The organism is Brevibacterium sp. NPDC056726, assembly GCF_042790515.1.
Classification (GTDB): domain Bacteria; phylum Actinomycetota; class Actinomycetes; order Actinomycetales; family Brevibacteriaceae; genus Brevibacterium; species Brevibacterium sanguinis.
This window is the reverse complement of record NZ_JBHTYZ010000005.1, coordinates 367,166-394,107: the sequence shown is the minus strand read 5'-3', so window position 1 is coordinate 394,107 and position 26,942 is coordinate 367,166. Positions and strand designations below refer to the sequence as shown.

At 70.2% G+C, this 26,942-nt stretch carries 23 protein-coding genes; 5 read left to right on the top strand and 18 right to left on the bottom strand.

From position 1 onward, the window contains the following. Positions 1-6 precede the first annotated feature (6 nt). The 4 genes from ACFQ91_RS12995 to ACFQ91_RS12980 are packed head-to-tail and all read right to left on the bottom strand — an operon-like array spanning position 7 to position 4,056. Positions 7-954, bottom strand: coding sequence for a class II fructose-bisphosphate aldolase (locus ACFQ91_RS12995; RefSeq protein WP_344258978.1), 948 nt, complete (start codon positions 952-954; stop codon positions 7-9). Next, on the bottom strand, positions 951-2,186 hold the full coding sequence (locus ACFQ91_RS12990) for a 1-phosphofructokinase family hexose kinase (protein ID WP_376870085.1): 1,236 nt from the start codon (positions 2,184-2,186) through the stop codon (positions 951-953). The genes ACFQ91_RS12995 and ACFQ91_RS12990 overlap by 4 nt, the downstream gene beginning before the upstream one ends. Continuing rightward, positions 2,183-3,130: an ROK family protein gene (locus ACFQ91_RS12985; RefSeq protein WP_198499932.1), complete on the bottom strand. Its 948-nt coding sequence runs from the start codon at positions 3,128-3,130 to the stop codon at positions 2,183-2,185. Before ACFQ91_RS12985 ends, ACFQ91_RS12990 begins: the two co-directional genes overlap by 4 nt. Beyond that, the gene (locus tag ACFQ91_RS12980) at positions 3,127-4,056 is read right to left on the bottom strand and encodes an SIS domain-containing protein (RefSeq protein ID WP_198499933.1); all 930 of its coding nucleotides are present in this window, start codon (positions 4,054-4,056) and stop codon (positions 3,127-3,129) included. The genes ACFQ91_RS12985 and ACFQ91_RS12980 overlap by 4 nt, the downstream gene beginning before the upstream one ends. Before the next feature lie 62 nt (positions 4,057-4,118). Between ACFQ91_RS12980 and ACFQ91_RS12975 the strand changes: the two genes are divergently transcribed. After that, positions 4,119-5,576: a sugar porter family MFS transporter gene (locus ACFQ91_RS12975; protein ID WP_349251973.1), complete on the top strand. Its 1,458-nt coding sequence runs from the start codon at positions 4,119-4,121 to the stop codon at positions 5,574-5,576. An 81-nt stretch (positions 5,577-5,657) separates the two neighbouring features. Here the strand turns inward: ACFQ91_RS12975 and ACFQ91_RS12970 are convergent, their stop codons facing one another. From ACFQ91_RS12970 to dcd, 11 genes are all read right to left on the bottom strand, one after another. After that, positions 5,658-6,344 carry a hypothetical protein gene (locus ACFQ91_RS12970; RefSeq protein WP_344258983.1) on the bottom strand — a complete coding sequence of 229 codons (687 nt, stop codon included), beginning with the start codon at positions 6,342-6,344 and terminating at the stop codon, positions 5,658-5,660. Further along, positions 6,341-8,395: an ATP-binding protein gene (locus ACFQ91_RS12965; protein WP_232623756.1), complete on the bottom strand. Its 2,055-nt coding sequence runs from the start codon at positions 8,393-8,395 to the stop codon at positions 6,341-6,343. The genes ACFQ91_RS12970 and ACFQ91_RS12965 overlap by 4 nt, the downstream gene beginning before the upstream one ends. Next, a complete protein-coding gene (locus tag ACFQ91_RS12960; protein ID WP_198499935.1) occupies positions 8,392-9,144 on the bottom strand; it encodes a response regulator transcription factor in 753 nt (250 codons plus the stop codon). The genes ACFQ91_RS12965 and ACFQ91_RS12960 overlap by 4 nt, the downstream gene beginning before the upstream one ends. Then, complete coding sequence (mnhG, locus tag ACFQ91_RS12955) at positions 9,134-9,529, bottom strand: monovalent cation/H(+) antiporter subunit G (protein WP_198499936.1); 396 nt, start codon at positions 9,527-9,529, stop codon at positions 9,134-9,136. The genes ACFQ91_RS12960 and mnhG overlap by 11 nt, the downstream gene beginning before the upstream one ends. Beyond that, entirely contained in the window at positions 9,519-10,211 is a 693-nt protein-coding gene (locus tag ACFQ91_RS12950; protein ID WP_198499937.1) for a monovalent cation/H+ antiporter complex subunit F, read from the bottom strand. Before ACFQ91_RS12950 ends, mnhG begins: the two co-directional genes overlap by 11 nt. Continuing rightward, positions 10,208-10,801, bottom strand: a complete 594-nt coding sequence (locus tag ACFQ91_RS12945; RefSeq protein WP_198499938.1) for a Na+/H+ antiporter subunit E — start codon at positions 10,799-10,801, stop codon at positions 10,208-10,210. The genes ACFQ91_RS12950 and ACFQ91_RS12945 overlap by 4 nt, the downstream gene beginning before the upstream one ends. Next, on the bottom strand, positions 10,801-12,381 hold the full coding sequence (locus ACFQ91_RS12940) for a Na+/H+ antiporter subunit D (protein ID WP_344258986.1): 1,581 nt from the start codon (positions 12,379-12,381) through the stop codon (positions 10,801-10,803). The genes ACFQ91_RS12945 and ACFQ91_RS12940 overlap by 1 nt, the downstream gene beginning before the upstream one ends. Next, complete coding sequence (locus ACFQ91_RS12935; RefSeq protein WP_344258987.1) at positions 12,378-13,025, bottom strand: Na(+)/H(+) antiporter subunit C; 648 nt, start codon at positions 13,023-13,025, stop codon at positions 12,378-12,380. Before ACFQ91_RS12935 ends, ACFQ91_RS12940 begins: the two co-directional genes overlap by 4 nt. Beyond that, positions 13,022-16,072, bottom strand: a complete 3,051-nt coding sequence (locus ACFQ91_RS12930) for a Na+/H+ antiporter subunit A (RefSeq protein ID WP_344259336.1) — start codon at positions 16,070-16,072, stop codon at positions 13,022-13,024. The genes ACFQ91_RS12935 and ACFQ91_RS12930 overlap by 4 nt, the downstream gene beginning before the upstream one ends. A 125-nt stretch (positions 16,073-16,197) precedes the next feature. Further along, complete coding sequence (locus ACFQ91_RS12925) at positions 16,198-17,196, bottom strand: hypothetical protein (RefSeq protein ID WP_376870088.1); 999 nt, start codon at positions 17,194-17,196, stop codon at positions 16,198-16,200. Then, positions 17,193-17,771 carry a dCTP deaminase gene (dcd, locus tag ACFQ91_RS12920; RefSeq protein WP_137824968.1) on the bottom strand — a complete coding sequence of 193 codons (579 nt, stop codon included), beginning with the start codon at positions 17,769-17,771 and terminating at the stop codon, positions 17,193-17,195. The genes ACFQ91_RS12925 and dcd overlap by 4 nt, the downstream gene beginning before the upstream one ends. A gap of 484 nt (positions 17,772-18,255) precedes the next feature. Between dcd and ACFQ91_RS12915 the strand changes: the two genes are divergently transcribed. The 3 genes from ACFQ91_RS12915 (at position 18,256) to ACFQ91_RS12905 (ending at position 21,925) form a co-directional block, all read left to right on the top strand. Continuing rightward, positions 18,256-19,626, top strand: coding sequence for an LPXTG cell wall anchor domain-containing protein (locus ACFQ91_RS12915; protein WP_344258989.1), 1,371 nt, complete (start codon positions 18,256-18,258; stop codon positions 19,624-19,626). A 6-nt stretch (positions 19,627-19,632) separates the two neighbouring features. Beyond that, positions 19,633-20,748 carry an ABC transporter gene (locus ACFQ91_RS12910; RefSeq protein WP_344258990.1) on the top strand — a complete coding sequence of 372 codons (1,116 nt, stop codon included), beginning with the start codon at positions 19,633-19,635 and terminating at the stop codon, positions 20,746-20,748. 217 nt (positions 20,749-20,965) lie between these two features. Continuing rightward, positions 20,966-21,925 (top strand): hypothetical protein, encoded by a 960-nt coding sequence (locus ACFQ91_RS12905; RefSeq protein ID WP_198499942.1) that lies wholly within the window; start codon positions 20,966-20,968, stop codon positions 21,923-21,925. 106 nt (positions 21,926-22,031) lie between these two features. On the opposite strand, the gene ACFQ91_RS12900 is transcribed toward ACFQ91_RS12905, so the two are convergent. The 3 genes from ACFQ91_RS12900 to mmsB form a co-directional block, all read right to left on the bottom strand. Beyond that, positions 22,032-24,047: an NHL domain-containing thioredoxin family protein gene (locus ACFQ91_RS12900; protein ID WP_198499943.1), complete on the bottom strand. Its 2,016-nt coding sequence runs from the start codon at positions 24,045-24,047 to the stop codon at positions 22,032-22,034. Positions 24,048-24,176: 129 nt separating this feature from the next. Then, positions 24,177-24,908 carry a YggS family pyridoxal phosphate-dependent enzyme gene (locus ACFQ91_RS12895; protein WP_198499944.1) on the bottom strand — a complete coding sequence of 244 codons (732 nt, stop codon included), beginning with the start codon at positions 24,906-24,908 and terminating at the stop codon, positions 24,177-24,179. A 108-nt stretch (positions 24,909-25,016) separates the two neighbouring features. Continuing rightward, the gene (mmsB, locus tag ACFQ91_RS12890) at positions 25,017-25,928 is read right to left on the bottom strand and encodes a 3-hydroxyisobutyrate dehydrogenase (RefSeq protein ID WP_198499945.1); all 912 of its coding nucleotides are present in this window, start codon (positions 25,926-25,928) and stop codon (positions 25,017-25,019) included. Positions 25,929-26,060: 132 nt separating this feature from the next. On the opposite strand from mmsB, the gene ACFQ91_RS12885 reads away from it, so the two are divergent. Next, positions 26,061-26,936, top strand: coding sequence for a LysR family transcriptional regulator (locus tag ACFQ91_RS12885; RefSeq protein WP_140954877.1), 876 nt, complete (start codon positions 26,061-26,063; stop codon positions 26,934-26,936). Positions 26,937-26,942 lie beyond the last annotated feature (6 nt).

Here is a 26,942-nt window from a genome sequence, read left to right as displayed (position 1 = left end):
CCACTCTCAAGCCTCGTGTGCGGGTTTGGCAAGCGGATCCGGTGCCGGCGCCTCGGCGAACAGCTCGAGCAGGCGGGCGACCTCGGCGGCGAAGGCCTCGCGCCCGGGCGCGAGGTACCGGCGCGGGTCGACGAGGCGCGGGTCCGCCGCGAGGGTCTCCCGCACCGCCCCGGTGAAGACGGAACCCAGGTGAGTGGAGACGTTGATCTTCGCCATGCCCGCCCAGATCGCCCGCTCGAGCTCACCGTCGGGAACCCCCGAGGAGCCGTGGAGGACGAGGGGCACGGGCACCGCCGCGGCGAGCCGGATGATGAGGTCGAGGTCGAGGCGGCTCGTGCGCTCGAGCATGGCGTGGGAGCTGCCGACGGCGACGGCGAGCGCATCGACACCGGTCGCCGCCGCGAAGTCGACCGCCTCGGCGGGATCGGTGCGCACACCCGGGGCGTGGGCGCCGTCCTTGCCGCCGATCTCCCCGAGCTCGGCCTCGACGCCGATGCCCTGGCGGTGGGCACGGCGGACCACCTCGGCGGTCGTCGCGCAGTTCTCCGCGTAGGGCAGGTGGGCGCCGTCGTACATCACGGAGTCGAAGCCGAGCTCGAGCGCCTCGTCGACGAGGGCGAGGTCCGTCGCATGGTCGAGATGGACGGCGATGGGCACGCTCGCGGCGGCGGCGATCGTGAGCGTCGCCCGGGCGATCGGCGCGAGGGTCCCGTGGTATCTCACGCAGTTCTCGGAGATCTGCATGATGACCGGGCGCCCGGCGGTCTCGGCGCCGGCGGCGATCGCCTCGGCCGATTCGAGGGTGATGACGTTGAACGCGCCGATCGCCGAGGCGGGGGTGGCGGGGGTGCCTGCCGTGCTGGCCTGGCCGGGGGTCGCCGAGGCGGGGGCCGTCGCGTCCGAGGTACGGCGCCCGAGTGCGGCGAGGAGATCCGTCGTCGCTGCCTTCGTCATGGTCTCGCTCCGTCTGTGTGAGGGGTCGGGGTGGTGGCCGGGGCCGGAATGTCCTCGGTGATGACCTGATGGCCGAAGTCGCGCCAGCGCGCGTGGATCTGCCCGGCCTGCGGCATGAGCACGGCGGCGGCCGATACTGCGACCGCGCGCGTGAGCAGCACGCCGATCTCCGCAGCGCCGAGGTGGTCGCCCGCGAACTCCCGCGCTGAGTCGTCCCCGGCGTCGGCTCCCCCGCCGGCGTCCCCGCCGGTCTCAGCGTCCGCTCCCCCACCGGCGTCCCCGCCGACCCCGGCCTCGCGGGAGGCGAGCGTCCACGCCAGTGCGGCGACGGCCGCATCCCCGGCCCCGGTCGGATTGCCGTGCAGGGTCCGGGCGAGCCGTGCCCGGCGGCGCGGACCGGTCGCATCGACGAGGTCCATGCCGTCCGCTCCGCGGGAGACGAGGACATGTCGAGCGCCCGCGTCGATGAGGCGTCCGGCGCCGCGGAGCACGGGATCGCCGCACGCGGAGACCGCGACGGCCGTGTCGCTGAGGCGCGCACCGGCCAGCGCCGTGCCAGATGAGGACGCCCGCTCGATCGCCGCCGCGCACTTCGCGCGTTCGGTGCCGGCCTCGCCTGCGAAGAGCGCGCGCAGCTCCTCGTCGTTGGGTTTGACCCAGTCGGCGCCCGCCTCGGCGGCGGTGAGGAGACCGGCCCCGGACGTGTCGACGATGACCGTGACCCCGACCGCGTGGGCGGCGGCGATGAGCCCGGGCACGAGATCGGCGGGACAGTCGTCCGGGGTCGACCCGGAGATGACGAGGACCCGCAGACCCGGTGCGCGCAGTCGGGCGGTCAGACCGGCACGCAGCTCTGCCCACACGTGCGCCGGATGCGGGTGGGCGGTCTCGTTGATGAGCGTCGCGCGCCCCGAGTCCTCGATGACGGCGATGCTGCGGCGCAGCGGAGCCGGGGTGTCGGTGAGCTCCCACCGCACCGACTCCTCGTCGTCCGCGGCCGGCCAGTGCTTGGCGCCGACGGGACCGACGGCGACGGAGGGCACTCCGAGGGCGGCGAGCACCCGGGCGACGTTGACGCCCTTGCCGCCGAGCACCTCGGCGGCCGGTGCCGCACGATGCGTGCGCCCCCGGTCGAGCCGGGGGACGGTGAGCGTGCAGTCGAGCGCGGGACTGAGCGTGAGCACGGCGACCGCCGGCGCCGCTCCGTCCGGCAACGAACTGTCCGCGGTCATGCGTGCCCTCGGGTGAGCAGGCCCGCTCCGATGAGGCCGGCGACCGGGCCCAGACCGGCCCGCCGGATGTGCGGGGCACGGTGGAAGTCGAGGCGGGAGCGCAGTGCGGCGTCGACGCCGTCGAGGAGCTCATCGGCGCTCGAGAGTCCCCCGCCGAAGACGATGACCTCGGGCGCGACGACGGCGACGAGCTGGGCGCACATCGCACCGAGGGCATCGACCGCCTCGGCGAAGACCGCGGCGGCGATCGGGTCCCCGTCGTGCATCGCCTCGAGCACCCCGAGCGACCCGGAGACGTCCCGGCGGCTGCGCGCGGTGTAGCGTTTGGCGATCGAAGCCGCCGAGGCGATGTGCTCGATCGGCCCGCGGAACACGCCGTCGGCGACATCGACGGTGACCTCGGTGAACCCGACCTCCCCGGCGAACCCGCCGGCGGACACGAGCGTGCCCTCGACCATGATCGCCGCCGCGATCCCCGTGCCGATCGTCACCATCGCCGCGTTGTCCGGCATCGCCTCGGCGAAGGCGAACTCCGCACGCCCGGCCGAGCGGACATCGTGGGAGACCGTCACGGGCACGCCGAGGCGCTCGCTGAGGATCGCCGCGAACGGGACGTCGCGCCAGCCGAGGTTGGCCGAGAACACCCCGGTCCCCGTCGCCTCGTCGACGATCCCGGGGAGGACGACGGCCGCCTCGGCGATGGGATGGGCGGGGTGAGCGGTCGCGAAGCGGGCACGGAAGTCCGCGACGACGTCGACGACCTCACCGGCGGCGGTGTCGGTGCACTCGGGGGTCGGGGCGGTGATCGCGTCGACGAACCGGCCCGCGGAATCGAAGAGGACGGCCTTCATCCCCGTCCCGCCGACATCGACGGCGAGCGCGACCGGTCCGGGACCGAGGCTCCGGCCGGCGGCGACGCGGTGGATCTCCTCCCGCGTCGTCATCGGTCGAGGATGACGGAGCGGGTCAGCGAGCGCGGATGATCGGGGTCGACGCCGAGGCGGCGGGCCTTGATGAGCGCGAGCGCGTGGAGGCGGACGAGGTCGGCCAGCGGATCCCGGTCGGCCTGGACGAAGCGGGCGCCCGTCGCCTCGACCTGCGCGGCGAGTCCCTCGGGGGCCTCACCGAACTGCCAGGTCACCCGGCCGGGCGCAGCGATCGCGATGGGACCGTGCCGGTACTCCATCGACGAGTACGACTCCGTCCATGCCTGCGCGGACTCGCGCAGCTTGAGCGCCGCCTCGTCGGCCACGCCCCAGGTCCATCCCATGCCGAGGAAGCTGTACTGCTCGGCATCGATGAGACCGTCGTCGAGGATGTCGGGATCGATCTCGGAGAAGTCGGCGGAGATCCCGTCGAGCACGGTCCGCGCCTGGCCGATCGCCTGCTCGACGGCCGCGGTCTGGCCGGCCCACGCCCGCAGCAGGGCCATCGTCGAGGTGCCGAAGCGCGTCTGGACGACGGAGCGCTCATCGGCGTAGTCGAGGGCGATGGCAGCGGTCGCCGCTCGCGCGATCGGGGTGTCGGCGCCGCCGACGATCGCCGTCACCGGCACCGCACCGTCGAGACGGGCCAATGTGTCGATGACCTCGGTCGTCGTGCCGGAGCGGGAGATCGCGACGACGCGGTCGTACGCGCGGTCGAAGGGGTACTCGCTCGCCGTGAACGCGTCGGTCTCCCCCTGTCCGGCGGCCTCGCGGAGGTTCGCGTAGACCTGCGCGCCGAACCAGGAGGATCCGCATCCGATGACCGCGATCCGCTCGCCGTCGCCCGGGACGGCCGCCTCGGCGACGGGGAAGGACAGTGTGGTCTCCCACATGTCCGGCTGACTGCGGAGCTCCTCCGCCATGAACGTGCCGCCACTGGCCATTGCTCATTCTCCTGATCGTTTTTCGATTCAATCAATCATTATCATGGCATATTTCTCCACAAGTGGATAGTATTCGTGTACGGTTACCTGTGGTTCACATCTCGCAAAGGAGCAGTCACGTGGCATTCCTCACCGACCTGGGGCGGGCACCGCGGCTCGTCACGATCGTCGCGTTCGCGGCCGTCGCACTCGGCATCACCTACGGGTACGACATCTCCAACATCGCCGGCGCCCTCCTCTTCCTCGAAGGGGATCTGGGACTGAGCAGCGCCGAGCTCGGCGGTCTCGCGACCGCCGTCGTCATCGGCCAGATCGTCGGGGCGATCATCGGCGGTCCGCTGTCGAACGCGATCGGCCGCAAGAAGTCGATGTTCCTCATCGCCGCCGGCTACATCGTCTTCTCCGTCATCTCCGGCTTCGCCCCCGGCTACCTCTCCCTGCTCATCGCCCGCCTCCTCCTCGGCGTCGCGATCGGCATCGCCCTGGCCGTCGTCCCCGTCTTCATCGCCGAGTCCTCGCCGACGAACGTCCGCGGCGGCCTCCTCGTGGCCTACCAGGTGACGACCGTCATCGGCATCATCGCCGGCTACCTCGTGTGCTGGGGACTCGCGCTCATCGAATCGTGGCGCCTCATGCTCGGACTCGCCGCGGTGCCCGCGGCGATCGTCTTCCTCCTGCTGCTCAAGGTCAGGGAGACCCCGCACTGGCTCATGCTCAAGGGACGCGACGCCGAGGCGGCCGATGCCCTCCGTGCCCTCGATCCGGACCGCGACGTCGACCGGGACCTCGGGCAGATCCGCACCGAGCTCAATCAGGAGAGCGGCCGCCTCGTCGACATGTTCCGCGGTCATCTGCTCAAGGCCACGCTCTTCGTCATCGGGCTCGGCTTCTTCATCCAGATCACCGGCATCAACGCGACGATCTACTACGCGCCCTCGATCTTCGAATCGATGGGCTTCAGCGGCTACGGCGCCCTCCTCGGTCTGCCGGCGATCGTCCAGACCTTCGCGCTGGCCGCGGTCATCGTCTCGATGTTCATCGTCGACCGCTTCGGGCGGCGGCCGGTGCTGCTCACCGGCATCGGGGTGATGATCGTCTCGACCGTCGTCCTCGTCCTCACCTTCAGCCTCGGCGGCGAAGCGGGCAGCACGACCGGCGGCACGGTCTTCGGGGTCATCGGCATCATCGCGTTCACGATGGGCTACACCTTCGGCTTCGGCTCCCTCGTCTGGGTATACGCAGGTGAGACCTTTCCCGCGAAGTACCGGGCGCTCGGCGCCTCGCTCATGCTCACCGCGGACCTCGTCGCCAATGCGATCGTCGCCCAGTTCTTCCCCGGGCTGCTCGAGCTCATCGGCGGCGCGGGCGTCTTCCTCGTCTTCGGTGCGCTCTCCGTGCTCGCGTTCCTCTTCGTCTTCCGCTTCGCCCCGGAGACGAAGGGCCGCGACCTCTCGGAGATCTCCGCCTACTGGGCCAACGGCGCGAAGTGGCCGACGGGCCTCGAGAGCTCGCGCCGGTAGGCCGGTCGGTCGCCAGGGGCCGGCCCGGGCGGTCACCGCTGCCCGGGCCGGTCGCCAGGGGCCGGCGCAGCCGCCGTCAGCTCATTTGAAGGTCGGCGAGGGAACCGGTTCGCCGTCGACGGTGAGCGTCGGCAGCATCTTCTTGAAGTCCTCGGCGGCGGCCTCGTCGGTCTGCAGCGCGCGCATCTCGACGCTGATGTTCACGAGGCGGCCGTTCGTCTGATATCCCAGGGTCGCGCCGTACATGACGGTCGGCTCCTGGTTGATCGCGAAGATCTCGTCCTCTCCGAGCACTGCCTGGTACGTCCAGAAGTAGCCCGATGCGATCGAGCCGGTGCGCTCGGCGTTGACCGTCGATCCCTGTTCGGAGAACTGGTACTGCTTCTTCCCGTCGACGACCGCCTTGGGTGAGTCGTCGAAGGCCTCATTGCACGAGATGATGATCGTGTCGCTGTCGGTCAGCGACGTCCCCCGGCTGTAGACGATGAACGCCGGGCTGCTGCTGCCGTCGAACCAGTCGGGGCCGATCGCGAAGCTGACATTGACCGGGCATTCCGCGCCGAGGTTGTGCGACTTCATCTCCATGCCCTCGGGCACCGTGGGGCCGGTCGGCTCCTCCGTCGGCTCGCCCGGCTCTTCCTGGACGCCGACGGCGAGCGGTCCCGAGTCGCGTTCGGCGGTGCGGATCTGCAGGACGGCGCACCCGCTGAGCAGGAGGGAGGCGGCGGCGCTGACCGCGGTGACTGTGCGGACCACCGGTCTCGTCATCGCGAGTCGTTCCTCCTGCGCAGATCGCGCCGGCTCGGGAACGGCTGGTCGGCCGCACCGGGCTGTGCCGGATCAGGCTGTGCCGGACCGGGCTGGCTGCCCTGGGGCTGCGCGTTGCCCGGCCGGCCGTCCTGAGGGTGGACGCTCTCTGACGGCGCGGGGCCAGGCTGGCCACTGTGCGGTCGGCTGTCCTGAGGCTGTCGATTGCCGTAGCCCGCCTGCGCGTTCGGCTGCGGCTGACCACCGACCGCCTGACGGCCATCGTGAGGCTGAGATCCGGGCTGAGCGCCAGGCTGGCCACCGGGCGGCGGTGTCGGGCGGCGCGTGGGATCGGCGAAGCGCCGGTGCTCCGGGACACCGAACTGCTGGCCGCCCTGCTGCCCCGGGACTCCGGCGGGGGGCTCCTGGCCCGGCCGCTGGTGTCCTGCGCCCTGAGCGCCGGGGACGCCCTGGTGGGGACCCTGACCGAAACCAGGAGCCGAGTGCTGTCCGGCACCCTGTGCCGGGTAGCCGCCGGGCTGGCTGCCCACGGGCTGCTGACCGCCGTGGGGTTGCGGGCCGGGCTGACCGCCGGGCCGCTGCGCTCCCGGCCCCTGCTGCATCACCCCGGGCCGGCCCTGCGGAGACTGCGCCCCCTGCTGCGGGATTCCCTGCTGCGGGACGCCCTGCTGCCGCGGGATTCCCTGCTGTTGCGGGCGCTGCTGCGGACCGCTGTCGGACTGCCCACCGCCGTGAGGCACCCGCTGGGGTCCGCTGTTGGGCTGCGGCGCGCCCGCCGGCACACCGCGGCCCTGCGGCTGACTGCCCACCGGCACGCCACCGCTCTGGGCCTGGCCCTCGACAGGCACACCACCACTGTGGGGTTGGCCGCTCTGCGGCGACCGCGTCCCGGGCTTGAACTGCGAATGCTGACCGGAGTCGACGGGGAACCCGCTGCCGCTGCCGACGGACTCTCCAGTCGAGCGATCGATGAGCGTGCCGTCGACGCGTTCGAGGCGGCGCTTCGACGTCCGCCTCGGCGTGCCGAGGATCCGCCCGTTGAGTTCGGCCTCGCTCGGCTGACGCGGCGGGAGGAACCCGGGGGCGTGGCGCATATCGGGGTTCTGCACCGGCTGCACGGGATGCGAGCCGGCAGCTGCGTGCGCACCGCCCTCGGCCATCGGCGGCGCGCCGACCGGATCGGCGTCGGCGAGGACGGGAAGGACCATGCGCACCGAGGTGCCGACCCCCTCCTGGCTGAAGAGCTGCACCGACCCGCCGTGGCGGGCGACGATCGAGCGGACGAGGGAGAGGCCCATGCCCGAACCGGCGACGGCGCGCACCCGCGAGCCGCGGGAGAGTTCGTCCCACACCTGGTCCTGCTCCCCCAACGGGATGCCGCTGCCGGTGTCGGCGACCTCGACGACGACCCACCGATGGTTGTCGATGATCTGCTCGTTCGCGCGGAGTTCGACGACCTCGGCCTGCGAGGAGTACTTGAGCGCATTGCCGAGCAGATTGAGGATCGCGGTGAGGAGGAGATCCTCCTCACCGGCGACGTCGGGCAGGCGCCAGGGAGCACGCGCGACCGTCGCCACGATCATCCGATCCTCGGCGCCCGGTGCGGTCGAGGCGTCCTCGACGGCCTGATGGATGAGACGGTCGAGGTCGACGCGGGAGTACTCGATGATGCGGGTCTCGACATCGGCGAGTTTGCGCAGGTCGGCGAGCAGACGCGCGACCCGGCGGGAGGAGATGTCGACCTGCTTGGCCGAGGGCTCCACCTCGGCGAGCGTGCCGCCCTGTCGGGACACCTCACGGATCGTCGCCGCCGACGTCCGCAGGGCGGTGAGCGGATTCTTCAGCTCGTGGTCGAGTCGGATGAGCATCCGGTTGCGCTTGGCGAGCGAGTCCTCGGCAGCCGCGGTCTCGATGGACTCGCGCAGCGCGGCCTCCCGGCGCTTGAGACGGCGCCAGCCGAAGAACACGGCCGCCGCGAGCCCCGCGAGGACGAGGAGGAGGATGAGGAGGAACAGCCAGATCTGGACCTCGATGACCAGGAAGTTCGTCATATCCGTCGGAGTCCTTCCTCACCGTGGACGTCGCCGACGAAACGGTAGCCCCGACCCTGGACGGTCGCGATCCACCGCGGTTCGGCGGCATCCTCGCCGAGCACCCGCCGCAGCTCCGCGACCCGGGAGTCGACGGCGCGGGTGCCCACGGCCTCCTCGAATCCCCAGAGGACTTCGAGGAGCCGGGCGCGGTCGATGAGTTCGTCCTGATGGACCATGAGGTATTCGAGCAGGGTGAAGCCCTTGGGTGTGATGACGAGTTCGCGCTGCCCGAGCCACGCGCGCCGGCCGACCCGGTCGACCCTCAGCCCGAAGCTCGAGACGAGCACCGGGGCGGTCGCGAGCGGCGGGCCCTCACTCCGGGTCCGGCGCAGCACCGCGCGGATCCGGGCGACGAGCTCGTGGGGATCGAAGGGCTTGTTGAGGTAGTCGTCGGCGCCCTCTTCCAGCGCCATCGCCCTCTCCACAGCCTCCCCGACCTGGGTGAGCAGGAGGACCGGCACCCAGTTCTCCTCCTGCCGCAGGGTGCGCAGCACCTGCCGACCGTCGGCCCCGGGCATGAGCACGTCGAGGACGCAGACGTCGGGCTGGTGGCGGCGGATCTCGTCGAGGGCGAGCAGTCCGTCACCGGCGGCGAGCACCCGGAACCCCGAGCGCTGAAGGAAGGGCACCACCGCGCCGAGCACATCCGGCTCGTCGTCGGCCACGAGCACCAGCGGCTGCTGGTCTCGCTGGTTGTCAACCGTCATGTTCGTCCGTTCCGAACTCTCGTCGGCGCTCACGGGCCGTCTCCCTGGCCTCCGCGCGATCGACGGCTTCGGCCAGCTCATCTCGATACAGCATAGATCGACGCAGGTGCTTGGTGCGATAGCCGGCGCGACCGACCATGTGGGTGGCGACGGGAATCGTCACGAGCTGGAACGACACGATGATCGCCAGCGTCGTCACCGTTGCCCACGTCGGGAACTGGATGGCGATGGCGATCGCGATGAGGACGAGGCCGAGCACCTGGGGCTTGGCACTCGCGTGCATCCGCGAGAGCAGATCCCCGAACCGGAGCAGACCGACGGCGGCAGCGAGCGAGAGGAGCGCGCCGAGGAGGATGAGGATCGCGCTGATGAGATCAAGGACCATCGTGTCCCCCCTTCCCGTCGTCGTGCCGATGCCGCCCGACCGCATCGGTGGGCCCGGCGAGACCGTCGCCCTTCGCAGCGCCGGCCGCCCCGTCAGGCGATTCGCCGGCGAGCTCGTCGTCGGGGCCCGCGTCGGGACCGCTGCCGGCGCCTTCCCCGCGCTCGTCATCGGGTGTCGCCGAGGCGGTCGTCGCCTCGGCGGGGCCCGGATCCGGGACGACGACCTCGTCGCGGACGGTGATCTCGACGGGTCCGTCGGGGACGTTCGAGATGCCGCGGGCGACGTCCTCGGCCCACGCCGCCTCCCGAGCGGACTGGGCGTCACCGGTGGCGGCGGTCTCGCTCTTCGGCATGTGCCAGTCGGAGGCGGAGAAGTCGCTCAGCGCCCCCGCCTCGGCGCCCGGGGTCATCGAATCGGACTTCGAGACGTAGCGGGAGACGCTCACGGACCCGACGAAGCCGAGCATCGCGAGGACGACGAGCACGGGCAGCAGGTCGGTGCGGCCGGTCACGGCCATGAACGCGCCGAGACCGCACATGATGGAGGCGAGGATGACGTCGGTGCCGATCATGCGGTCGAGGATCGAGGGGCCGCGGATGACGCGGTAGAGGGCGACGAACACCGAGGCGGCGAAGAGGATCGTCGCGACGGCGATGATGACGGTGACGACGAGGCCGTTCATCGGGTCCCTCCTCTCTCGGCGGAAGCGGCGAGCGGGTCGGGGTCGACCTTGAGCGCGGCGAGGTCACGGGTCGACCCGAGCGCCTTGATGAGCAGGCCCTCGATGTCGTAGACCTGCTTCTTCGCGGCGAGGATCTTCTCGTCGGTGTCGGCGTCGAGGACGTGGAGGTAGAGGCGTCCGCGGGCGCGGTCGCTGTCGACGATGATCGAGCCGGGGATGAGGCTCGCGGTGTCGGCGACGAGCGTCATCATAAGGTCGGAGCGGGTCCGCAGGTCTGCGGCGATGACCGATCCGGCACCCACGGCCTTCGGGCGGAACGAGAACCACGCGACCTCGACCGACGCGATGACCATCGAGTAGAGGAACCAGCCGGCGAAGACCGCGGCGTGGAGGATGTTGAACCGGCCGGAGAGGACGACCGGCGGCAGGTAGAAGACCCGGGTGACGAGGAACGCGAGGATGATGCCCGTGACGACGCTGAGCACCGTGAGCGAATCCCACAGCATCACCCAGAGGACGACGAGGAAGAAGACGAGGACGAGCTGCTGGATGATCCGGCGGCCCTTGTTCACCGGTGTGCGCGGCGTCATCAGCCACCACCTCCGAGCACCTGGTTGACGTAGTTGAGTGGGTCGGCGAGGTTCTCCGCGGCGCGCATCGACAGGTCCCACAGGGGTCCGGCGAAGATCGTCAGGAGGATCGAGACGAGGACGATCGCCGAGGTGGCCGCGAACATCGGTCCCGGCACGCCGATCCGCGAGCGCCAGGTCCCGCCGGCCAGGATCGTGCGCTTGCGCTCGGCGAACTCCTCGACGAGCTCCTCGTTCGGCTCCTCGGCGTCGGCCGGGTCGCGCCAGAACGTGAGATTGAACGTGCGGCCGATGACGTAGAGGGTGAGCAGGCTCGTCACGGTGCCGGCGACGATGAGCGCGGTGGCGAGCCAGTTCTGGTCCTCGAAGCCGGCGGCGAAGAGCGCGACCTTGCCGATGAACCCGGAGAACGGCGGAATCCCGGAGAGGTTGAGGGCGGGGAGGAAGAAGATGATCGTCAGCGCCGGGGAGAGGACCATGAGCCCGCCGAGGGAGCGGGTCGACGTCGACCCGCCGCGCATTTCGACGAGTCCGATCGCGAGGAACAGCGCGGTCTGGACGATGATGTGGTGGACCGTGTAGTAGATCGCCGCGGCGAGCCCGAACGTCGTGCCGAGCGCGACGCCGAAGAGCATGTACCCGATGTGGGAGATGAGCGTGAAGGACACGATGCGCTTGATCTCCGACTGCGCGATCGCCCCGAGGATGCCGACGAGCATCGTCAGTCCCGCGGCGATGAGCAGCGGGACCCGCAGCGACGAATCGGAGAAGAGCAGGGTCTCGGTGCGGATGATCGCGTAGATGCCGACCTTCGTCAGCAGGCCCGCGAACACCGCGGTGACCGGGGCCGGCGCCGTCGGATACGAGTCGGGCAGCCAGAACGAGAGCGGGAAGATCGCCGCTTTGATGCCGAAGCCGATGAGGAGGAGGACGTGGAGGACCATCTGCACGTCCGGCGGCAGCTGGTCGAGGCGCTCGGCGAGCTGGGCCATGTTGACGGTGCCCGTCGCCGCGTAGATGACGCCGATCGCCGTGAGGAAGATGATCGAGGAGACGAGGGAGACGACGACGTAGGTCACGCCCGCGCGGATCCGCTCGGCCGTCGCACCGAGGGTGAGGAGGACGTAGGACGCGAGCAGGAGCATCTCGAAGCCGACGTAGAGGTTGAAGAGGTCGCCGGCGAGGAACGCGTTCGCCACGCCCGCGCAGAGCACGAGGTAGCTGGGGTTGAACACGGAGATCGGCGTCTCGTTCGAATCGTCGTTCGCGTCCTGGCTGAGCGCGTAGATGAGCACGCAGAGGGTGACGAGCGAGGACACGACGAGCATGAGCGCCGAGAGCCGGTCGGCGACGAGCGTGATGCCCTCCGGCGGCTCCCAGCCGCCGATCGCGACGACCTGCGGCCCGTACTGGTCGACCCCGAGCAGGACGACGAACGCGATGACCATGACCGCGGTGAGCGTGAGCACGGAGACGATGTTCTGCGAGCGCGTGTGCTTCGACAGCACGAGGGCGAGGCCCGCTCCCATGAGCGGCAGCAGGACGGGCAGGGGAACGAGGATGGGCAGGAGCTCGGTCATCGGTCCTCCCCCTTCTCCCGTGTGCTCTCGGTCGTGTCGGTGCTGTCGGTCGTGTCGGTGCGGCCGGGGTCGGCGGTGCGGTCAGTGCTGTCGGTGCCCCCGGTGGTCCTTCCCGGCGCCGAGGCGGGGCCCTCGTCCGCATCGGATTCCTCGGCGGCTTCGGCCTTCCGCTCTGCCGGGGTGCCGTCGTCGTCGAGGTCGACGGCCCCGCGGATCGGGCTCTCGGCCTCGTCGCCGAACTCGGTGTCGTCGTAGTCGGTGCCGGCTTCGGCCTCCGAGTTGATCATCTTCGTGATCGCGACCTGGAGGTCGGCGGCGTCGTCCTGGAGGGAGTCGGCGCGCACGAGTCGCCATGAGCGGTAGATCATCGCGAGGAGGAACGCGGTGACCGCGAAGGTGATGACGATCGCGGTGAGGACGAGGGCCTGCGGCAGCGGGTCGGACATGCCCACCGTCGAGAGGTTCTTCCCGTCGGTCAGCGGCGGCCTGCCGCGCCCGGCGGTGAGGATGATGAGGAGGTTGACGGCGTTGCCGAGCAGGATGAAGCCGAGCAGCACCCGGGTCAGGGAGCGCTCGAGCATGAGGTAGACGCCGCACGCGAAGAGCACTCCCATCGCGAGGACCATGACGAAGGGCAGACTCACAGCCGTCCTCCTTCAGCGCCGTTGTCGACTTCGAGGTGGTTGACGCGGTTGAGGATCTCGGAGACCGCGTGGTGCTCGGCTTCGTCGCCGATGCGCTCGGTGAGGCCCAGCGAGGTGTTGAGGCGGTCGGTGAGGACGAGCTCGTCGCGCTCCTGGTGGAGGTCGACCTCGGCGCCGAGGGAGCGGAGGATGTCGAGCATGAGGCCGACGACGATGAGGTAGACGCCGATGTCGAAGAACGTCGGGGTGCCGAACTTGAGCTCGCCGAGGAGCGGGAGCGTGCCCTCGACGTAGATCGACTTGAAGACCGCATCGCCCCAGAACCAGCCGCCGACCGCGGTGAGCACGGAGAGGATGAGCCCGGTGCCGAGCAGGCCCGAGGGAGTGAAGCGGGCCGCCTCGGCGAGTTCGAACTTCCCTCCCGCGAGGTAGCGGACGACGAGGGCGAGACCGGCGACGAGACCGCCGGCGAAACCGCCGCCGGGAGTGTTGTGCCCGGTGAAGAGCAGGTAGACGGAGAAGACGAGGACGGCGTGGAAGATCAGGCGCGCGGTGACCTCGAGGATGATCGAGCGGTTGCGCGGGGCGAGCGTGCGCCCGGCGATGAGCCACGAGGCCCGACGCTCCTCGAGACCCTCGTGGTCGCTGTCGGCCTCCCGGCGTGGGCCGATCTCGTCGGGCACGGGCTGGAAGCGCAGCTGACCGGCCCGGCCGAAGCCGGTGCGGTCCGGGGAGAAGCGGCCGAGGTGGCCCTCGCGGCCGCGGACGAAGATGAGCCCGGCGACCCCGGTGCCGGCGGCGACGAGGACGGAGATCTCACCGAACGTGTCCCACACGCGGATGTCGACGAGGGTGACGTTGACGATGTTCTGGCCGTTGCCGATGACGTAGGCGAGTTCGCCGAAGTCCACGGAGACGGGGTCGAACATCCGCACGCCGGCGGCGAGGAGGACGACGACCATCATCGTCACGCCGACGCCGGCGCCGATGATCGCCCGCCACGCCGGGGTGAAGCGCCCCGTGCTCTGCCCGATCCGCGCGGGCAGGCGGCGGAGGACGAGGACGAAGACGACGATCGTGATCGTCTCGACGAGGACCTGCGTGAGTGCGAGGTCCGGGGCGCCGATGAACGCGAAGAACGCGACCATGGCATAGCCGGAGATTCCGGTGACGACGACGGCGGTGAAGCGCTTCTTCGCGCGGGTCGCGGCGATCGCGACGACGATGAGGACGGCGGCGACGATGAAGTCGAGCGGACTCGCGGCGAGCTGGAAGCGGATCGGCCACGTGTTGTTCGTGATGAGCGCGAGCCCGACGCCGCCGATGAGGACGAGGTAGATCACGCTCTGGTAGAACGGCAGCGAACCGCGCTGCGTGCGCGCGGTGACCCAGAGCGCGAGCGCCTCCATGCCGCTGATGAGACGGCGGTAGACGTTGTGGAAGTCGATGCCCGCCGGCAGGGTCGACTGGACCTTCGCGACGGTCCGGCGGAACCAGAAGAGGACGAGGCCGGCGGCCACGGTGACCGCGGAGAGGCCGAGCGCGGGTTCGAAGCCGTGCCAGAGCGCCAGGTAGTACTCGCCGTCGGCCGGGTTCGTCGTCGGCAGCACCGAGGTCCACGCCTTGAGATACGGGTCGAGGACGCCGGCCGCGGGCCCGAGGATGAGGGTGAGGGCGGCGAGGATGATCGGGGAGATGACGAGGGTGACGTTCTCGTCGCGGCGGGCGATGTCGTCGACTCCGGGCTTCGAGGAGAACGCTCCCCACACGAAGCGCGCCGAGTAGGCGACGGTGAGGATCGAGCCGATCATGATGCCGATGAGCGCGATGACCCCGGCCTTCGTCCCCGATTCGAGCAGCGTCGAGTAGACGGCTTCCTTCGCGACGAATCCGAGCGTCGGCGGGATGCCGGCCATCGAGGCAGCGGCGATCGTCGCGCACACGGCGACGACGGGGAACGCCTTCCAGCCGCCGGAGAGCTTCGTGAGGTCGCGCGTGCCGGCACGGTGGTCGATGATGCCGACGCAGAGGAAGAGGCAGGCCTTGAAGAGGGCGTGGCCGACGAGGAGCGCGAGCGCCGCCAGGGTGAGGTCGGGTGACCCGAAGGCGGCCATGACCGTGAGGAACCCGAGCTGGGAGACGGTGCCGAAGGCGAGCAGGAGCTTGAGGTCGGTCTGCCGCAGCGCCTGCCACCCGCCGATGAACATCGTCAGCAGACCGAGGGTGAGGAGGATCTCCGTCCAACCCGGCAGGTTGTGGTAGCCGGGAGCGAGCCGCAGGATGAGGTAGATGCCGGCCTTGACCATGGCCGCGGCGTGGAGATACGCGCTGACTGGAGTGGGCGCGGCCATCGCGCCGGGCAGCCAGAAGTGGAAGGGCAGGAGCGCGGACTTCGAGACCGCGCCGACGAGGATGAGGATGACGGCGGTGGTGATGACCGGGCCGGTGTCCATGCCCAGCTGTGCGCGCTCGACGAGGGCCGACATCGACCCGGTGCCGGTGGCGGTGATGAGCAGGACCATCCCGACGAACATCGCGAGGCCGCCGGCCGTGGTGACGATGAGCGCCTGGAGGGCGGCCTGCCGGGACCGTCGCCGGGACTGGCTGTGGCCGATGAGGAGGTAGGAGAACACCGTCGTGCCCTCCCAGAACACGAAGAGCACGAGGAGCTCGTCGGCGAGGACGAGCCCGTACATCATGCCCGCGAACGCCATGAACACCGCGGCGAAACGGGCGAGGCCCGGTTCGTCGGCGGGGAAGTAGCGGGCGCAGTAGACGAGGACGAGCGTGCCGACACCGGTGACGATGAGACTCATCACCCACGAGAGGATGTCGAGGCGGAAGATGCCGGAGAGGCCGAGCGCGGGAAGCCAATCGAGGTTCTCCACGACCGGGGCGCCGTCGGGGCCGAAGAGCGCCGAGGCGGCGCTGAGGGTGAGGATGAATCCCGCCAGCGGGACGAGGGCGAGGAGGAAGAAGGCGTTGCGGCCGAGGATCCTCACCAGCGGATAGGCAATGACAGCAGCCCCGAAGAAGGCTCCCGTCATGGCAATCACCGGCGGACACCTCCGTCTTCAAAGGGGGATTATGGGGTCATATCTGCTCAACAGTATTTTCTCATGGAACACCCCTGATCTCCCAATCAATGGGCTGTTCGCTCAGATGGGGAGATTCAGCCCCGCAGCTGCCCCGAGGTGACAAGGAACCCGTTCTCATCGAGCCCCGTGCCGTCACTGCGGGAGAGCAGCTCCGCACCGATCCGATCGACGAGGTCGGCCACCTCGGCGCGCATCCGACGGAACCGGCGGGGACGGCCGGGTCGGTACCGCAGCTGCTCGGTGTCCATCCAGTGCACGTGGTACTCGATCTGCGGCTCGGCGGTGCTCGCGGCGATGATCGGCGGCACCCATTCGGCCTCGATGACGCGGATCTCGATCTCCCCCGCCCCTTCGTCGATCTCCCCGAGCGGGATGAGGAGTGAGTATCCGTCGAGGACGACCGGTGCCGTGGCGTCGAAGAGGGGATCGTCGAGCGTGGCCTGTGCGAGTACCGCGGCGTCGGGGGTCGGCAGGGCCAGCTGGAAGGCGTGCGGGGCGTGGCGGCGCACGACGGAGAGCGCGACCTCGGGTTCGAGCCAGTACTGCGAGTAGATGTAGAGGTCGACCTTCGCATCGGGGTCGGGGACGAGGACGCGGGTGGGCAGTCCGTCCTCGTCGGCGAGGCGGACGGCCAGGTGCAGGCGGGAGGCGATCGACAGGAGGAGGCTGAGCTGTCGCTCCTCCTCGCGGTCGGGCAGTCCCTTGGGGAACGCCTCGTGGAGGCCGTCGGCGTCGGCGAACCAGTCCGGCGGCGGGGCGGGCTCCCGGTCCCGCGGGCAGTCGAGGACGACGGCGTGGGTCGCCCACTCGGGAACCTCGAGGGCGGCCGCGGTCGCCGGGTCGAGGTCGACCCCGGCGCTGAGTCGCGAATGCCGGGACAGGCGCACCTGGCCGTTGTCCCCGAGCCGGGCGGGGACATCGGGCAGGCGGTTGTGGACGAGCGCGAGGACGTCGGAGACCTCGACCTCGGCGTCGAGGAGCAGGAGGTGGAACCCGCGCAGATCGGCGGCGGCCGCCGTCGGCGCGGCCTGCTCCGCCTGTTCCCGCTGCCGCAGCTCGCGCCGGGAGATCACATGGCCCTCCGGAAGAAGTTCGCGTGCGACCGGGAGGCCGTCGGGCCCCGCTGGCCCTGGTACCGGCTGCCGGTGATCTGCGAGCCGTAGGGGTTCTCCGCCGAGGAGCTCAGCCGGAAGAAGCAGAGCTGGCCGATCTTCATGCCCGGCCACAGGGTGATCGGCAGCGTCGCGACATTCGAGAGCTCGAGGGTGACGTGCCCGGTGAACCCGGGGTCGATGAAGCCCGCCGTCGAATGCGTGAGGAGCCCGAGGCGGCCGAGCGAGGACTTGCCCTCGAGCCGCGCGGCGATGTCGTCGGGGAGCGTGACGAGCTCGTGCGTCGAGGCGAGGACGAACTCGCCGGGGTGGAGAACGAAGGGCTCCTCGGGGGCGACCTCGACGAACCGGGTGAGCTCGGGCTGTTCGAGGCTCGGGTCGATGACCGGGTACTTGTGGTTGTCGAAGAGACGGAAGTACCGGTCGAGGCACACGTCGACGCTCGCGGGCTGGACGAGGGAGAGATCGCACGGATCGAGGGCGATGCGGCCGGATTCGAGTTCGGCGCGGATGTCGCGATCGGAAAGGAGAGTCACATCCCCGATGGTAGTCGGACGGCCCGTCTCGCGCAGTCTCGGAGGCTGACGGGACCTGCCGACCGCCTCGGCGGGGCTGCGCTGGGGACTCGGGAATCACCTCGGCGAGGGTGCAGTGGGGACTCAGGAATCACCTCGGCGAGGGTGCAGTGGGGACTCAACAGCCGCCTCGGCGAGGAGCGACACGCCGTTACTTGGTCACGAAATGATAACGATCGCAAGATTTTTCCTTGAATTCCCTCAGTGTGTCTCCCCACCCGCCTGAGTGAATGCCTTAGAGTTGTGTGCTGTACGAACCCGCGCACGATGGTGCCTTCCTCTTTTCAGCCAAGGAATGCCGGGAGTTCCATCGCCTTTCGCGGGTTGAGATCAACCGAAAGGCATTACTGTGAAGACCTCGCGTCTTGTGCTTGCCCCCGCAGTAGCCGTCGCATTGACAGGTCTCGCAGGCGCTCCGGCGTTTGCGACGACGGAGTCTCCTACGGTGCCCCAGGGCCCGCTCTGCGCCTACGACGGCGCGCAGAACTCGACCGACCCCGAAAACAGCTCGGCGGTCCCCGACAGCTCCACCCCGCAGGCCACCGTGTCCGCAGCCCAGATCACCCGCGCCGACGTCGCGGACAAGACGAAGGGCATCGGCTTCTCCGGCACCGGGTTCACCGCGGATGAGAAGGCGACCGTCACGGTCGTCGGCACCGACGGCACGGAGTACACCCCGCAGACGCAGCTCACCGTCGACGAGAACGGGAAGGTCAACGGCACCTACTACTTCTCGACGACAGAGGGCGCCCAGGTGCCGGTCGGCAAGTACACGCTCTTCCTCACAGATCTCAAGACCGAGAAGGACTCCTCGAAGGTGACCTTCGAGGTCGTCGCCTCGGATGCCGACATCGACGATTCGGGAGCCGGCGGCACCTGCGAGCGCCCGACCGCTCCGGCCCCGTCGACGACGTCCCCGGCCCCGACCGAGACGCCGTCGGAGACCCAGTCGCCGACCGAGACACCGACGCAGACTCCGACCGAGACGCCCACGCAGACTCCGTCCGAGACCGCGTCGCCGACCGAGACGCCCACGCAGTCGCCGACCGAGACGCCGACGCCCACGCCGACGGAGACCCAGTCGCCGACTGAGACGGCCGAGCCGTCCCCGACCGAGACGCAGACTCCGACGGAGACTCCTTCGGAGAGCCCGGCGGAGACCGAGGAGCCGTCCCCGACCGAAACCGCTCCGACCGAGACCGGACAGCCGTCGCCCACCGAGACCGGCACGCCGTCGGAGACCGGCGATCCGTCGCCTTCGACGAGCGAGGGAACGAACGACGATGAGCAGCCGGCGGCAGCACCGCAGGCCCTCATCATCGATCCCACGGAGATCACCTCCGAGGACTTCCTCAACAAGGGCGTGACCCTCGGCGTCACCGGCGCTCAGCCCGGTGAGAAGATCACGATCGTCGTCGAGCACGCCCAGGGCAAGGTCGACCGCTACACGATGTCGAAGGACGCCGACGACGAAGGCAAGGCGACCTTCGGCGTCCAGGCCAAGGTCAAGGCCGTGCTCGGCACGTACAACGTCCGCGTCCAGGCCGAGAGCTTCGACAAGCCCCAGGGCGGCAGCTTCACCGTCGTCACCAACGGCACCGACGTGTCCGAGGACGGCAACGGCTCGGGCTCCGGCGGCGGATCCGGCAGCGGTGACTCCGGCAGCGGCAGCAGCGCCTCGAACGACCTGCCCCGCACCGGTGCCGAACTGACCGGACTCGCGCTCGGCGCGGGACTCCTCGTCGTCGGCGCGGCCGCCGTCGTCATCACCCGTCGTCGCGCCGATGCGGCCGCCGACGATCCTGCGGAGTTCTAAGATCCGTTGAGCGCAGAACTGTCCCTGGAGGGGCTGCACCTCGGCAGACGCCCGATCGACCTCGGTCGTCTTCGAGCAGGGACGGTTCTCGGGCTCATGGGCAGCCCGGACAGCATCACCGAGGTGGTGCTGTCCGCGGCGGCCCTGTCAGGCGTCGCGCCTCCCCCACTGATCCCGACCGGGTTCCGGTCGGGACGTCTGCGTGTGCGCAGATGGGTGAGAACGTACTTCCGTGCCGCCGGTGCCGATCCCGGGGAGGCGGCACTGGCGGCGGCGTGCACCGAGTTCGGGCTGCCGCCCAAGGCACTGCGCGGACGTCTCAGCGACCTCGACGCGGGAGCGCGCGCAAAACTCGTCGTCGCCCTCGCCTGGGCCACGGGCGCGAAGTGGCTGACCTTCATCGATCCCTTCGCGGGCGTGCCCGGCCATATCCGCACCGGGCTGCGGGCACGGCTCGCCGACCTCGCGGCCGCCCAGGGCCGCGGCATCGTCTTCTCCTCTGACACACTCACGGACTTCATCATCGCCGAGGCGGGGGTCGCCGACATCGAGAAGGGCGAACTCGTCGCGTTCGGTTCGCTCGCCTCCGTCGTCAGCGAACCGCGCGGCTCCCTGCCCGCCGAGCTCACCGGGGTCAACATCTGGTCCGGCCTGGCGCGCAAGGGCTGGCTGTCGATCGGCCACTCCGCGGTCCGGGCCCGGACCGAGCTCGACGGGAAGGTCTTCGTCACCCTCCCGTGGCGCAGCGCCCTCGTCTCGCTCGACGAGCACGACCCGGCGTTCACCTCGGCGGCGGTCTTCGAGGCCATCGTCGTCGGACTGCGCGACCGCGGCACCGCGATCCAGGCGAAGCTCTCGCCCGTCGACACGGAGATGGGGCTCGCTCTCGACGTCGACCTCGCCGATCTCGCTCGCCTCGGCGGTGGCACTGGCGGCACTGCTGGTGCTGATGATGGCGGTACCGGCGATTCCGGTGACGACGCTGACTACGGTGCCGCCTTCGGGATCCTCCATCCGGGCCTCGGGGAGACGCTCGCGCAGCTGCGCGCCGCGGTCAGGGTCGGCACGCATGTCTTCGTCGAGGTCGACACCTCGGCGCTGCGGGCCTATTCCGTGGAGTGACGCGCGCTCCCGGACCGGGCCGGGGTAAGCCCGCGCACCGGGGTCGTTCCTGCCGTGATCGCGAGCCTTGCTGAGCCGCCCAACTGGGCCGCCGCCTCGGCGCTCCGAGTGGGATGGGCCGGGGACAGCGACAGGCCGACTGTCCACTAAACTGGATTCGACGCCGTTGCGGATCCGTCACGGTCCGCCCCCATCCCCAAGCCGACGAGGAGAGGCCATGCGCACACCGCGGACACTCCTCATCGCGGCGCTCGTCGTCATCGTCCTCACCGTCGCCTCGGTGCCGCTGCTCAATCTCGCGTTCTACACGCCCGCGCGCACCGTTGAGGCGTACATGCGCGCGATCGAGCAGGGCAACGCCGAACGCGCCTTCTCCTACCTCTCCTCTCCCACTCCGGAGTCGACGCTCGCGCTCAACGGCGACGTCCTCGCCGCGGCCCCCGACCTGCCCCGTGAGGCGAGTGCGGAGACGATCTCGACCGACGGCGACCGGGCGACGGTCAAGCTCAGCTACGTGCTGTCCTCGCAGACGCGGTCGGTCGACCTCACCCTCGTCAAGCTGCCGGCTGCCGCGGGCCTCTTCGATCGGTGGGCGATCGAGCAGGAGGCGTGGCCCACACTCGACCTCGATGTCTCGGGCTCATCGACGGCGACTGTCAACGGCTACAGCGTCTCCGCCGGCACCGTGCCCGTGCTCTTCCCGGCCACCTACCTCGTCGGCTTCGACGCGACGTACCTGACGTCGAAGTCGGAGCGCGCCGAGGTGACCGCACCCGGCGACACCGCGCAGGTCTCCCTCTCCCCGCAGCCGACCGCGAAGCTCGAGGAGTCCGTGGCACAGCAGGTCAGCGACTATCTCGCCGGCTGCGTGAAGGCGACGACGCTCATGCCCACGGGCTGCGTGTTCGGCTATGAGACGGACAACGAGATCCTCGGCGACGTCACGTGGTCGATCGTGCGCGAGCCGAAGGTCAGTCTGACGGCCTCCGGCGGCGACCTCGAACTCACTCCGGCGACAGCCGAGGTGCGGATCCAGGGCCGCTACCGCGACATCGTCACCGCATCCGAGTACGACCTCGACGAGACCCTGTCCTTCGTCTTCGGCGGCTCCGTCGTCGTCCGGGCCTCGCAGGTCCGCGTCGAACCGCGCCGCCTCGGCGAAGTCTCGATCATGTGAGATTGGCGCGTCTGACCGGCTCGTCGGCGCATCCAGGCGCGTGTGTGGTCACTGAACCGAGTGAATCGCGACGAACGACGCGAGAATCCTCGGCTCTGTGACCGCGTCAGGCTCCGCGGAGGTCGAGGTCGAGGACGGCCGGAGCCGCCTCGCTCAGCTCGATGGGGATGCCCCAGTCCTGCTGGTAGAGGTGGCAGGCGGCGTGAAGCGGGATCTCCCCGCCGGGTTCGCCGTCGCACGCGGCCGCTCGCGCGGTGACGTGGAGGACGCCCGAGGTGAACTCAGGATCGATGACGATGTCGCGGCTCAGCCCCTCCGCTCCCCCGCCGCCGGAGACGATGAGCTCGGGCGGCGTCGACGACACCTGGAGGTACGTCGGGTCGCCCCAGCGGTCGTCGAGCTTCTGACCAGCAGGGACAGTGAAGCTCACGCTGATCGCCACAGGACCGGAGGCGAGTTCGGTCGAGGGCCGCTTGCTCGTCTGCGCTCCCTCATCGACGCGCTGTGCGTCCTTGGGCAGGGTGACGCGGGTGAGCGTGTGGTTCGCCGATTCGACGACGAGGAGTTCGGCGTCGCCGGCAGCGGCGTCGCCGGTGATGGCCGAGTCCGCCTCGGCATCGCCGGCACGCCCGCCGGTCGCCGGGACGACGAGGATGTCCGAGGGCTCCCGCAGCCCGCGGGCGAGCGTCGTCACCTCGTTCGTCGCGAAGTCGTAGCGGCGGATCGCGCCGTTGTACGTATCGGCGATCGCGAGCGACCCGTCGGGCAGGGTGCGCACGCCCAGCGGATGCTGCAGCCGCGCCTCGGGGGCGGGACCGTCGCGGAACCCGAAGTCGAAGAGACCGACGCCGACGATCGTGCTCGCCTCGCCGGTGGCCGGGTCGAGGCGGCGGATCGCCGAGGTCTCCGAGTCGGCGACGATGACGTCGCCGTCGGGGTGGAGGTCGAGGCCCGAGGACTGCGCGAACCAGGCGGTCTCGGCGTCGCCGTCGACGAGACCCTCGTTCATCGTGCCCGAGAGCAGGCGGATGCGGCCGCTGACCGGGTCGAACGCCCAGATCGTGTGGTTGCCGGCCATCGCCACGACCACCTCGGCGGTGGAGGGGACGAAGAGGACGTCCCACGGCGAGGACAGCTTGACGTCGAGCGCGGATCCGTCGTAGCGCCCGAGCGCCCCGTGCGTGCCGCGGACGTTGTCGATCGCGCCGACCATGTGCTGCTCGCCGGTGCCGGCGATCGTCGTCACGGTGCCGGCCTCGAGGTCGATGCCGCGCAGGACGTGGTTGACGGTGTCGGCGACGACGAGCTGGTAGCCGACCTGGGCGGCGATGTCGTCGGGGAGGACGGTGATGCCGCCGGGCTCGCTGAACTCGGCGGTCGCGAGGTCGCCGTCGGTGAGACCACGGTCGCCCGTGCCGATGCGGCGGACGATCGTGTGGCCGTCGGGGGCGTATTCGACGAGGCTGTGGTGGCCGGAGTCGGCGACGAGGAGGTTGCCCGACGGCAGGACCGTGACCTTGCCCGGGTAGAAGAGCTCGGTCTCCGGTGCCGGCGGGGGCACGTACGGGCCGTCGCCGGAGTGGAGGGTGCCCTTCGCGGAGTGTTCGGCGATGAGGCCCTCGATGATCTCGCCGAGGCCGGCGGCGTGCCCTTCCCCGGAGAGGGTGGCGACGAGGTAGCCCTCGGGGTCGATGACGGCGAGCGTCGGCCACGCGCGGGCCGTGTAGGCCTGCCAGGTGATGAGGTCGGGGTCGTCGAGGACGAGGTGTTCGACCTGGTAGCGCTCGACGGCCTGGTCGACGGCCTCGACGGTGCGCTCGAACTCGAACTTCGGCGAGTGGACGCCGATGATGACGAGTTCGCCCTTGTACTTCTCCTCGAGCGGGCGCAGCTCGTCGAGGACGTGGAGGCAGTTGATGCAGCAGAACGTCCAGAAGTCGAGGAGGACGACCTTGCCGCGCAGGTCGGCGAGGCTGAGGTCCTTGTCACCGGAGTTCATCCAGCGGCGGCCGAGGAGTTCGGGAGCGCGCACCTTGGGTTCGCGCGGGCGGGACGGGGCGGTGGCCTCGGCGGTGGCGTCGTCCGCGGCGGTGGCCGCGGAGCTCTGCGGGCTGGAGTTCATGCGTCCATGGTCTCAGATCCCTCGCCGAGGCGGCAGGGCGGCTGTCATCGTGGGACACAGTGACCGCCGGGACGGGCCGGCGCGTGGTCGACTGCCGGCGCGGGCGGGCAGTTCAGGAGGTGGGCCAGCCTACGCGGTCGGGCGGGCGCCGAAGACGCTCGAGCCGATGCGGACCATCGTCGCGCCCTCGGCGATCGCGAGGTCGAAGTCGTTGCTCATGCCCATCGACAGTTCGGTCGCAGTCTCCGGCAGGGCACCGGAGTCGATGAGGCGAGCGCTGAGTTCGCGGAGGTCTGAGTAGCTCGGGCGGATCTCCTCCGGCGTCTGACCCGGCAGTCCGATCGTCATGAGACCCCGCAGGCGGAGGCGCTGCAGCGCGCGCACGGCAGTCACCAGCGCCTCGGCGTCCTCCGGCGCGACACCCGACTTCGAATCCTCACGGGAGGTGTTGACCTGGACGAAGACGTCGACCGTCCCATCGATGACGCCGAGGCGGTTGTCGATCTTCGTCGCAAGATCGAGGGAGTCGATCGACTGGATGCACTGCGCATGCCGGAGGGTGTGGTTGACCTTGTTCTTCTGCAGCGGACCGATGAGGTGGGACTCATGGGGCAGGTCGGCGAGGTCGTCGGCCTTCGCGACGAGCTCCTGAACCTTGTTCTCCCCGATGAGACCGAAGCCGTGTTCGAGCGCGACCCGGATCTTCTCCGCCGGTTGGGTCTTGGTCGCGAGCAGGATCTGCACGGCGTCGGCGTCGCGCCCCGAGGCCTGCGCGGCGGCTGCGGTGCGCTCGGCCACCTCGTCGAGGCGGGCGCGGATGTCGGCGGATTCGTCTGCGGTCAGGGTGTCGGTCGAACTCATGCTCCCAGTCTCGCACGAGCGCAGCCGAGCCGCGGCCGGCCAGTCTGTCGGCGGCAGTGCACACGTGGGCTGGTGCGTGTGGACCACCTCAGGCAGCGCGCTGGTCGCTCAGGGCTTCGTCGGCAGGCCGGGGGCCGCGGGGTCGATGTTCTTGATGATCGCCGTCGTGTCGAGTCCCTCGAGGCCCTCGTCGACGAGCTTCTGCAGCTGGGCGTAGACGAGGGAGGCCGCCGGGAGGTCGACGCCCTGGGACTCGGCGCCGGCGAGCGCGAGACCGACGTCCTTGTGCATGAGCGCGGTCGCAAAGCCGGGCTTGAAGTCGTTGTTCGACGCCGCGGTCTCCGTGACGCCCGGCACCGGATACCACGTGCGCAGCGGCCACGAATCGCCCGAGGAGACCTTCGCGATGTCGTAGAACGCCTTCGGGTCGAGGCCGAAGCGCTGCGCGAGGACGGCGCCTTCGACGACGCCCTCGAGGCTGATGGCGAGCATCATGTTGTTGACGATCTTCGCCGCCTGACCTGCGGCTTCACCGCCGGCGTGGAAGATGTTGCCGGCCATCGGCTCGATGAAGGGCCGCGCCGTCTCGACATCGGCGTCGTCGCCGCCGAGCATGAACGTCAGGGTTCCGGCCTGGGCGCCGGTGACCCCGCCGGAGACGGGACCGTCGATGAAGCGGAAGCCCGCCTCGGCGGCGTCCTTGTGCAGCTCACGCGCGGAATCGAAGTCGATCGTCGAGGAGTCGACGAGGAGGGTGCTCGTGTCCGCATTCGCGAGCACTCCGTCGTCGCCGAGGTAGACGGCGCGCGCATGCTCGCCCTTCGGCAGCATCGTGAAGACGATGTCGGCACCGGCGACCGCCTCGGCGATGGAACCCACCGGGGTGACCCCGTCGGCCGCTGCCGCGGTCACGGCGTCCGGCACCACATCGAAGCCATTCACCGTGTGTCCGGCCTTGACCAGGTTCGCCGTCATCGGTCGACCCATGTTCCCCAGGCCGATCCATCCAATCGTCGACATCGCATGCCTCCTCGCATCAACTGTTCATGTGTTCCCCTTCACATTACGCCAGCAGACGGTGCGGGGATCAGCCCGGGAAGGCACCTCTTCCGCACCCGCAATGTGCGCGCACGCAGATAGAATGAAGAGACTATGGCCGCTCACGCACCCACCGGTTCCGGCAGGCAGATCTCACCGGAGGATCTGCTCACCCTGCTCGCCGTCGCGCGGTTGGGGAAGTTCACGGCGGCGGCGCACAGTCTCGGGCTCAACCACACGACCGTGTCCCGGCGGATCGCCGCGCTCGAGAAGGCGTACGGCCAGCGCGTCCTCGTCGCCTCGCCCGACGGCTGGGAGCTGAGCACCGCGGGCCGGCAGCTGCTGCCGATCGCCGAGGACATCGAGGCAGCGCTCGGCCGCATCGACGCCCACGAGACCGCCGCGCTGTCGGGGACCATCCGCCTCGCCTGCCCGCAGGCGTTCGCCCTCGAGTTCGCGGTCCCGGCGCTGACGTCCCTGCAGCTGCGCCACCCCGGTCTGCAGATCGAGCTCATCACCGCCACACAGCGCGCCCGGCAGTACCGGTCGGGCGTCGACATCGAAGTCGTCGTCGGCCGGCCGGACGCCCCGCGCAGCGCCGCCAAGCGAATCCGCGACTACCGTCTCCAGCTCTACGCCTCGCAGGAGTATCTGCGCACGCATCCGCAGCCGCGCACGCTCGACGACCTCGCCGACCACCGCATCGTCTACTACATCGAGAACTCCCTGCAGGTCGACGACCTCGACGAGGCGGCCGCGGAGCTGCCCGCGGGCAAGGGGTTCTTCCGCTCCACCTCGGTGCAGGCGCATGTGCTCGCCACCGCCGGCGGAGTCGGCATCGGGATCCTCCCGGACTTCACGGCGCGCGGGAACAGCCGACTCGTCCAGGTGCTCCCCGAGCTCTTCTCCAAACGCGTGTCCTATTGGGCGTCGGTGCGCCATGAGGCGCTGCGCAGCGCTGGCGTGCGCGCGGTCCTCGAAGTGCTCTGAACCGCA

Excerpts from the sequence above, each read along its gene's own strand:
- ACFQ91_RS12995 (WP_344258978.1), bottom strand. The coding sequence starts at position 954 with ATGACGAAGGCAGCGACGACGGATCTCCTCGCCGCACTCGGGCGCCGT.
- ACFQ91_RS12990 (WP_376870085.1), bottom strand. The coding sequence starts at position 2,186 with ATGACCGCGGACAGTTCGTTGCCGGACGGAGCGGCGCCGGCGGTCGCC.
- ACFQ91_RS12985 (WP_198499932.1), bottom strand. The coding sequence starts at position 3,130 with ATGACGACGCGGGAGGAGATCCACCGCGTCGCCGCCGGCCGGAGCCTC.
- ACFQ91_RS12980 (WP_198499933.1), bottom strand. The coding sequence starts at position 4,056 with ATGGCCAGTGGCGGCACGTTCATGGCGGAGGAGCTCCGCAGTCAGCCG.
- ACFQ91_RS12970 (WP_344258983.1), bottom strand. The coding sequence starts at position 6,344 with ATGACGAGACCGGTGGTCCGCACAGTCACCGCGGTCAGCGCCGCCGCC.
- ACFQ91_RS12965 (WP_232623756.1), bottom strand. The coding sequence starts at position 8,395 with ATGACGAACTTCCTGGTCATCGAGGTCCAGATCTGGCTGTTCCTCCTC.
- ACFQ91_RS12960 (WP_198499935.1), bottom strand. The coding sequence starts at position 9,144 with ATGACGGTTGACAACCAGCGAGACCAGCAGCCGCTGGTGCTCGTGGCC.
- mnhG (WP_198499936.1), bottom strand. The coding sequence starts at position 9,529 with ATGGTCCTTGATCTCATCAGCGCGATCCTCATCCTCCTCGGCGCGCTC.
- ACFQ91_RS12950 (WP_198499937.1), bottom strand. The coding sequence starts at position 10,211 with ATGAACGGCCTCGTCGTCACCGTCATCATCGCCGTCGCGACGATCCTC.
- ACFQ91_RS12945 (WP_198499938.1), bottom strand. The coding sequence starts at position 10,801 with ATGACGCCGCGCACACCGGTGAACAAGGGCCGCCGGATCATCCAGCAG.
- ACFQ91_RS12940 (WP_344258986.1), bottom strand. The coding sequence starts at position 12,381 with ATGACCGAGCTCCTGCCCATCCTCGTTCCCCTGCCCGTCCTGCTGCCG.
- ACFQ91_RS12930 (WP_344259336.1), bottom strand. The coding sequence starts at position 16,072 with ATGACGGGAGCCTTCTTCGGGGCTGCTGTCATTGCCTATCCGCTGGTG.
- ACFQ91_RS12905 (WP_198499942.1), top strand. The coding sequence starts at position 20,966 with ATGCGCACACCGCGGACACTCCTCATCGCGGCGCTCGTCGTCATCGTC.
- ACFQ91_RS12900 (WP_198499943.1), bottom strand. The coding sequence starts at position 24,047 with ATGAACTCCAGCCCGCAGAGCTCCGCGGCCACCGCCGCGGACGACGCC.
- ACFQ91_RS12895 (WP_198499944.1), bottom strand. The coding sequence starts at position 24,908 with ATGAGTTCGACCGACACCCTGACCGCAGACGAATCCGCCGACATCCGC.
- mmsB (WP_198499945.1), bottom strand. The coding sequence starts at position 25,928 with ATGTCGACGATTGGATGGATCGGCCTGGGGAACATGGGTCGACCGATG.
- ACFQ91_RS12885 (WP_140954877.1), top strand. The coding sequence starts at position 26,061 with ATGGCCGCTCACGCACCCACCGGTTCCGGCAGGCAGATCTCACCGGAG.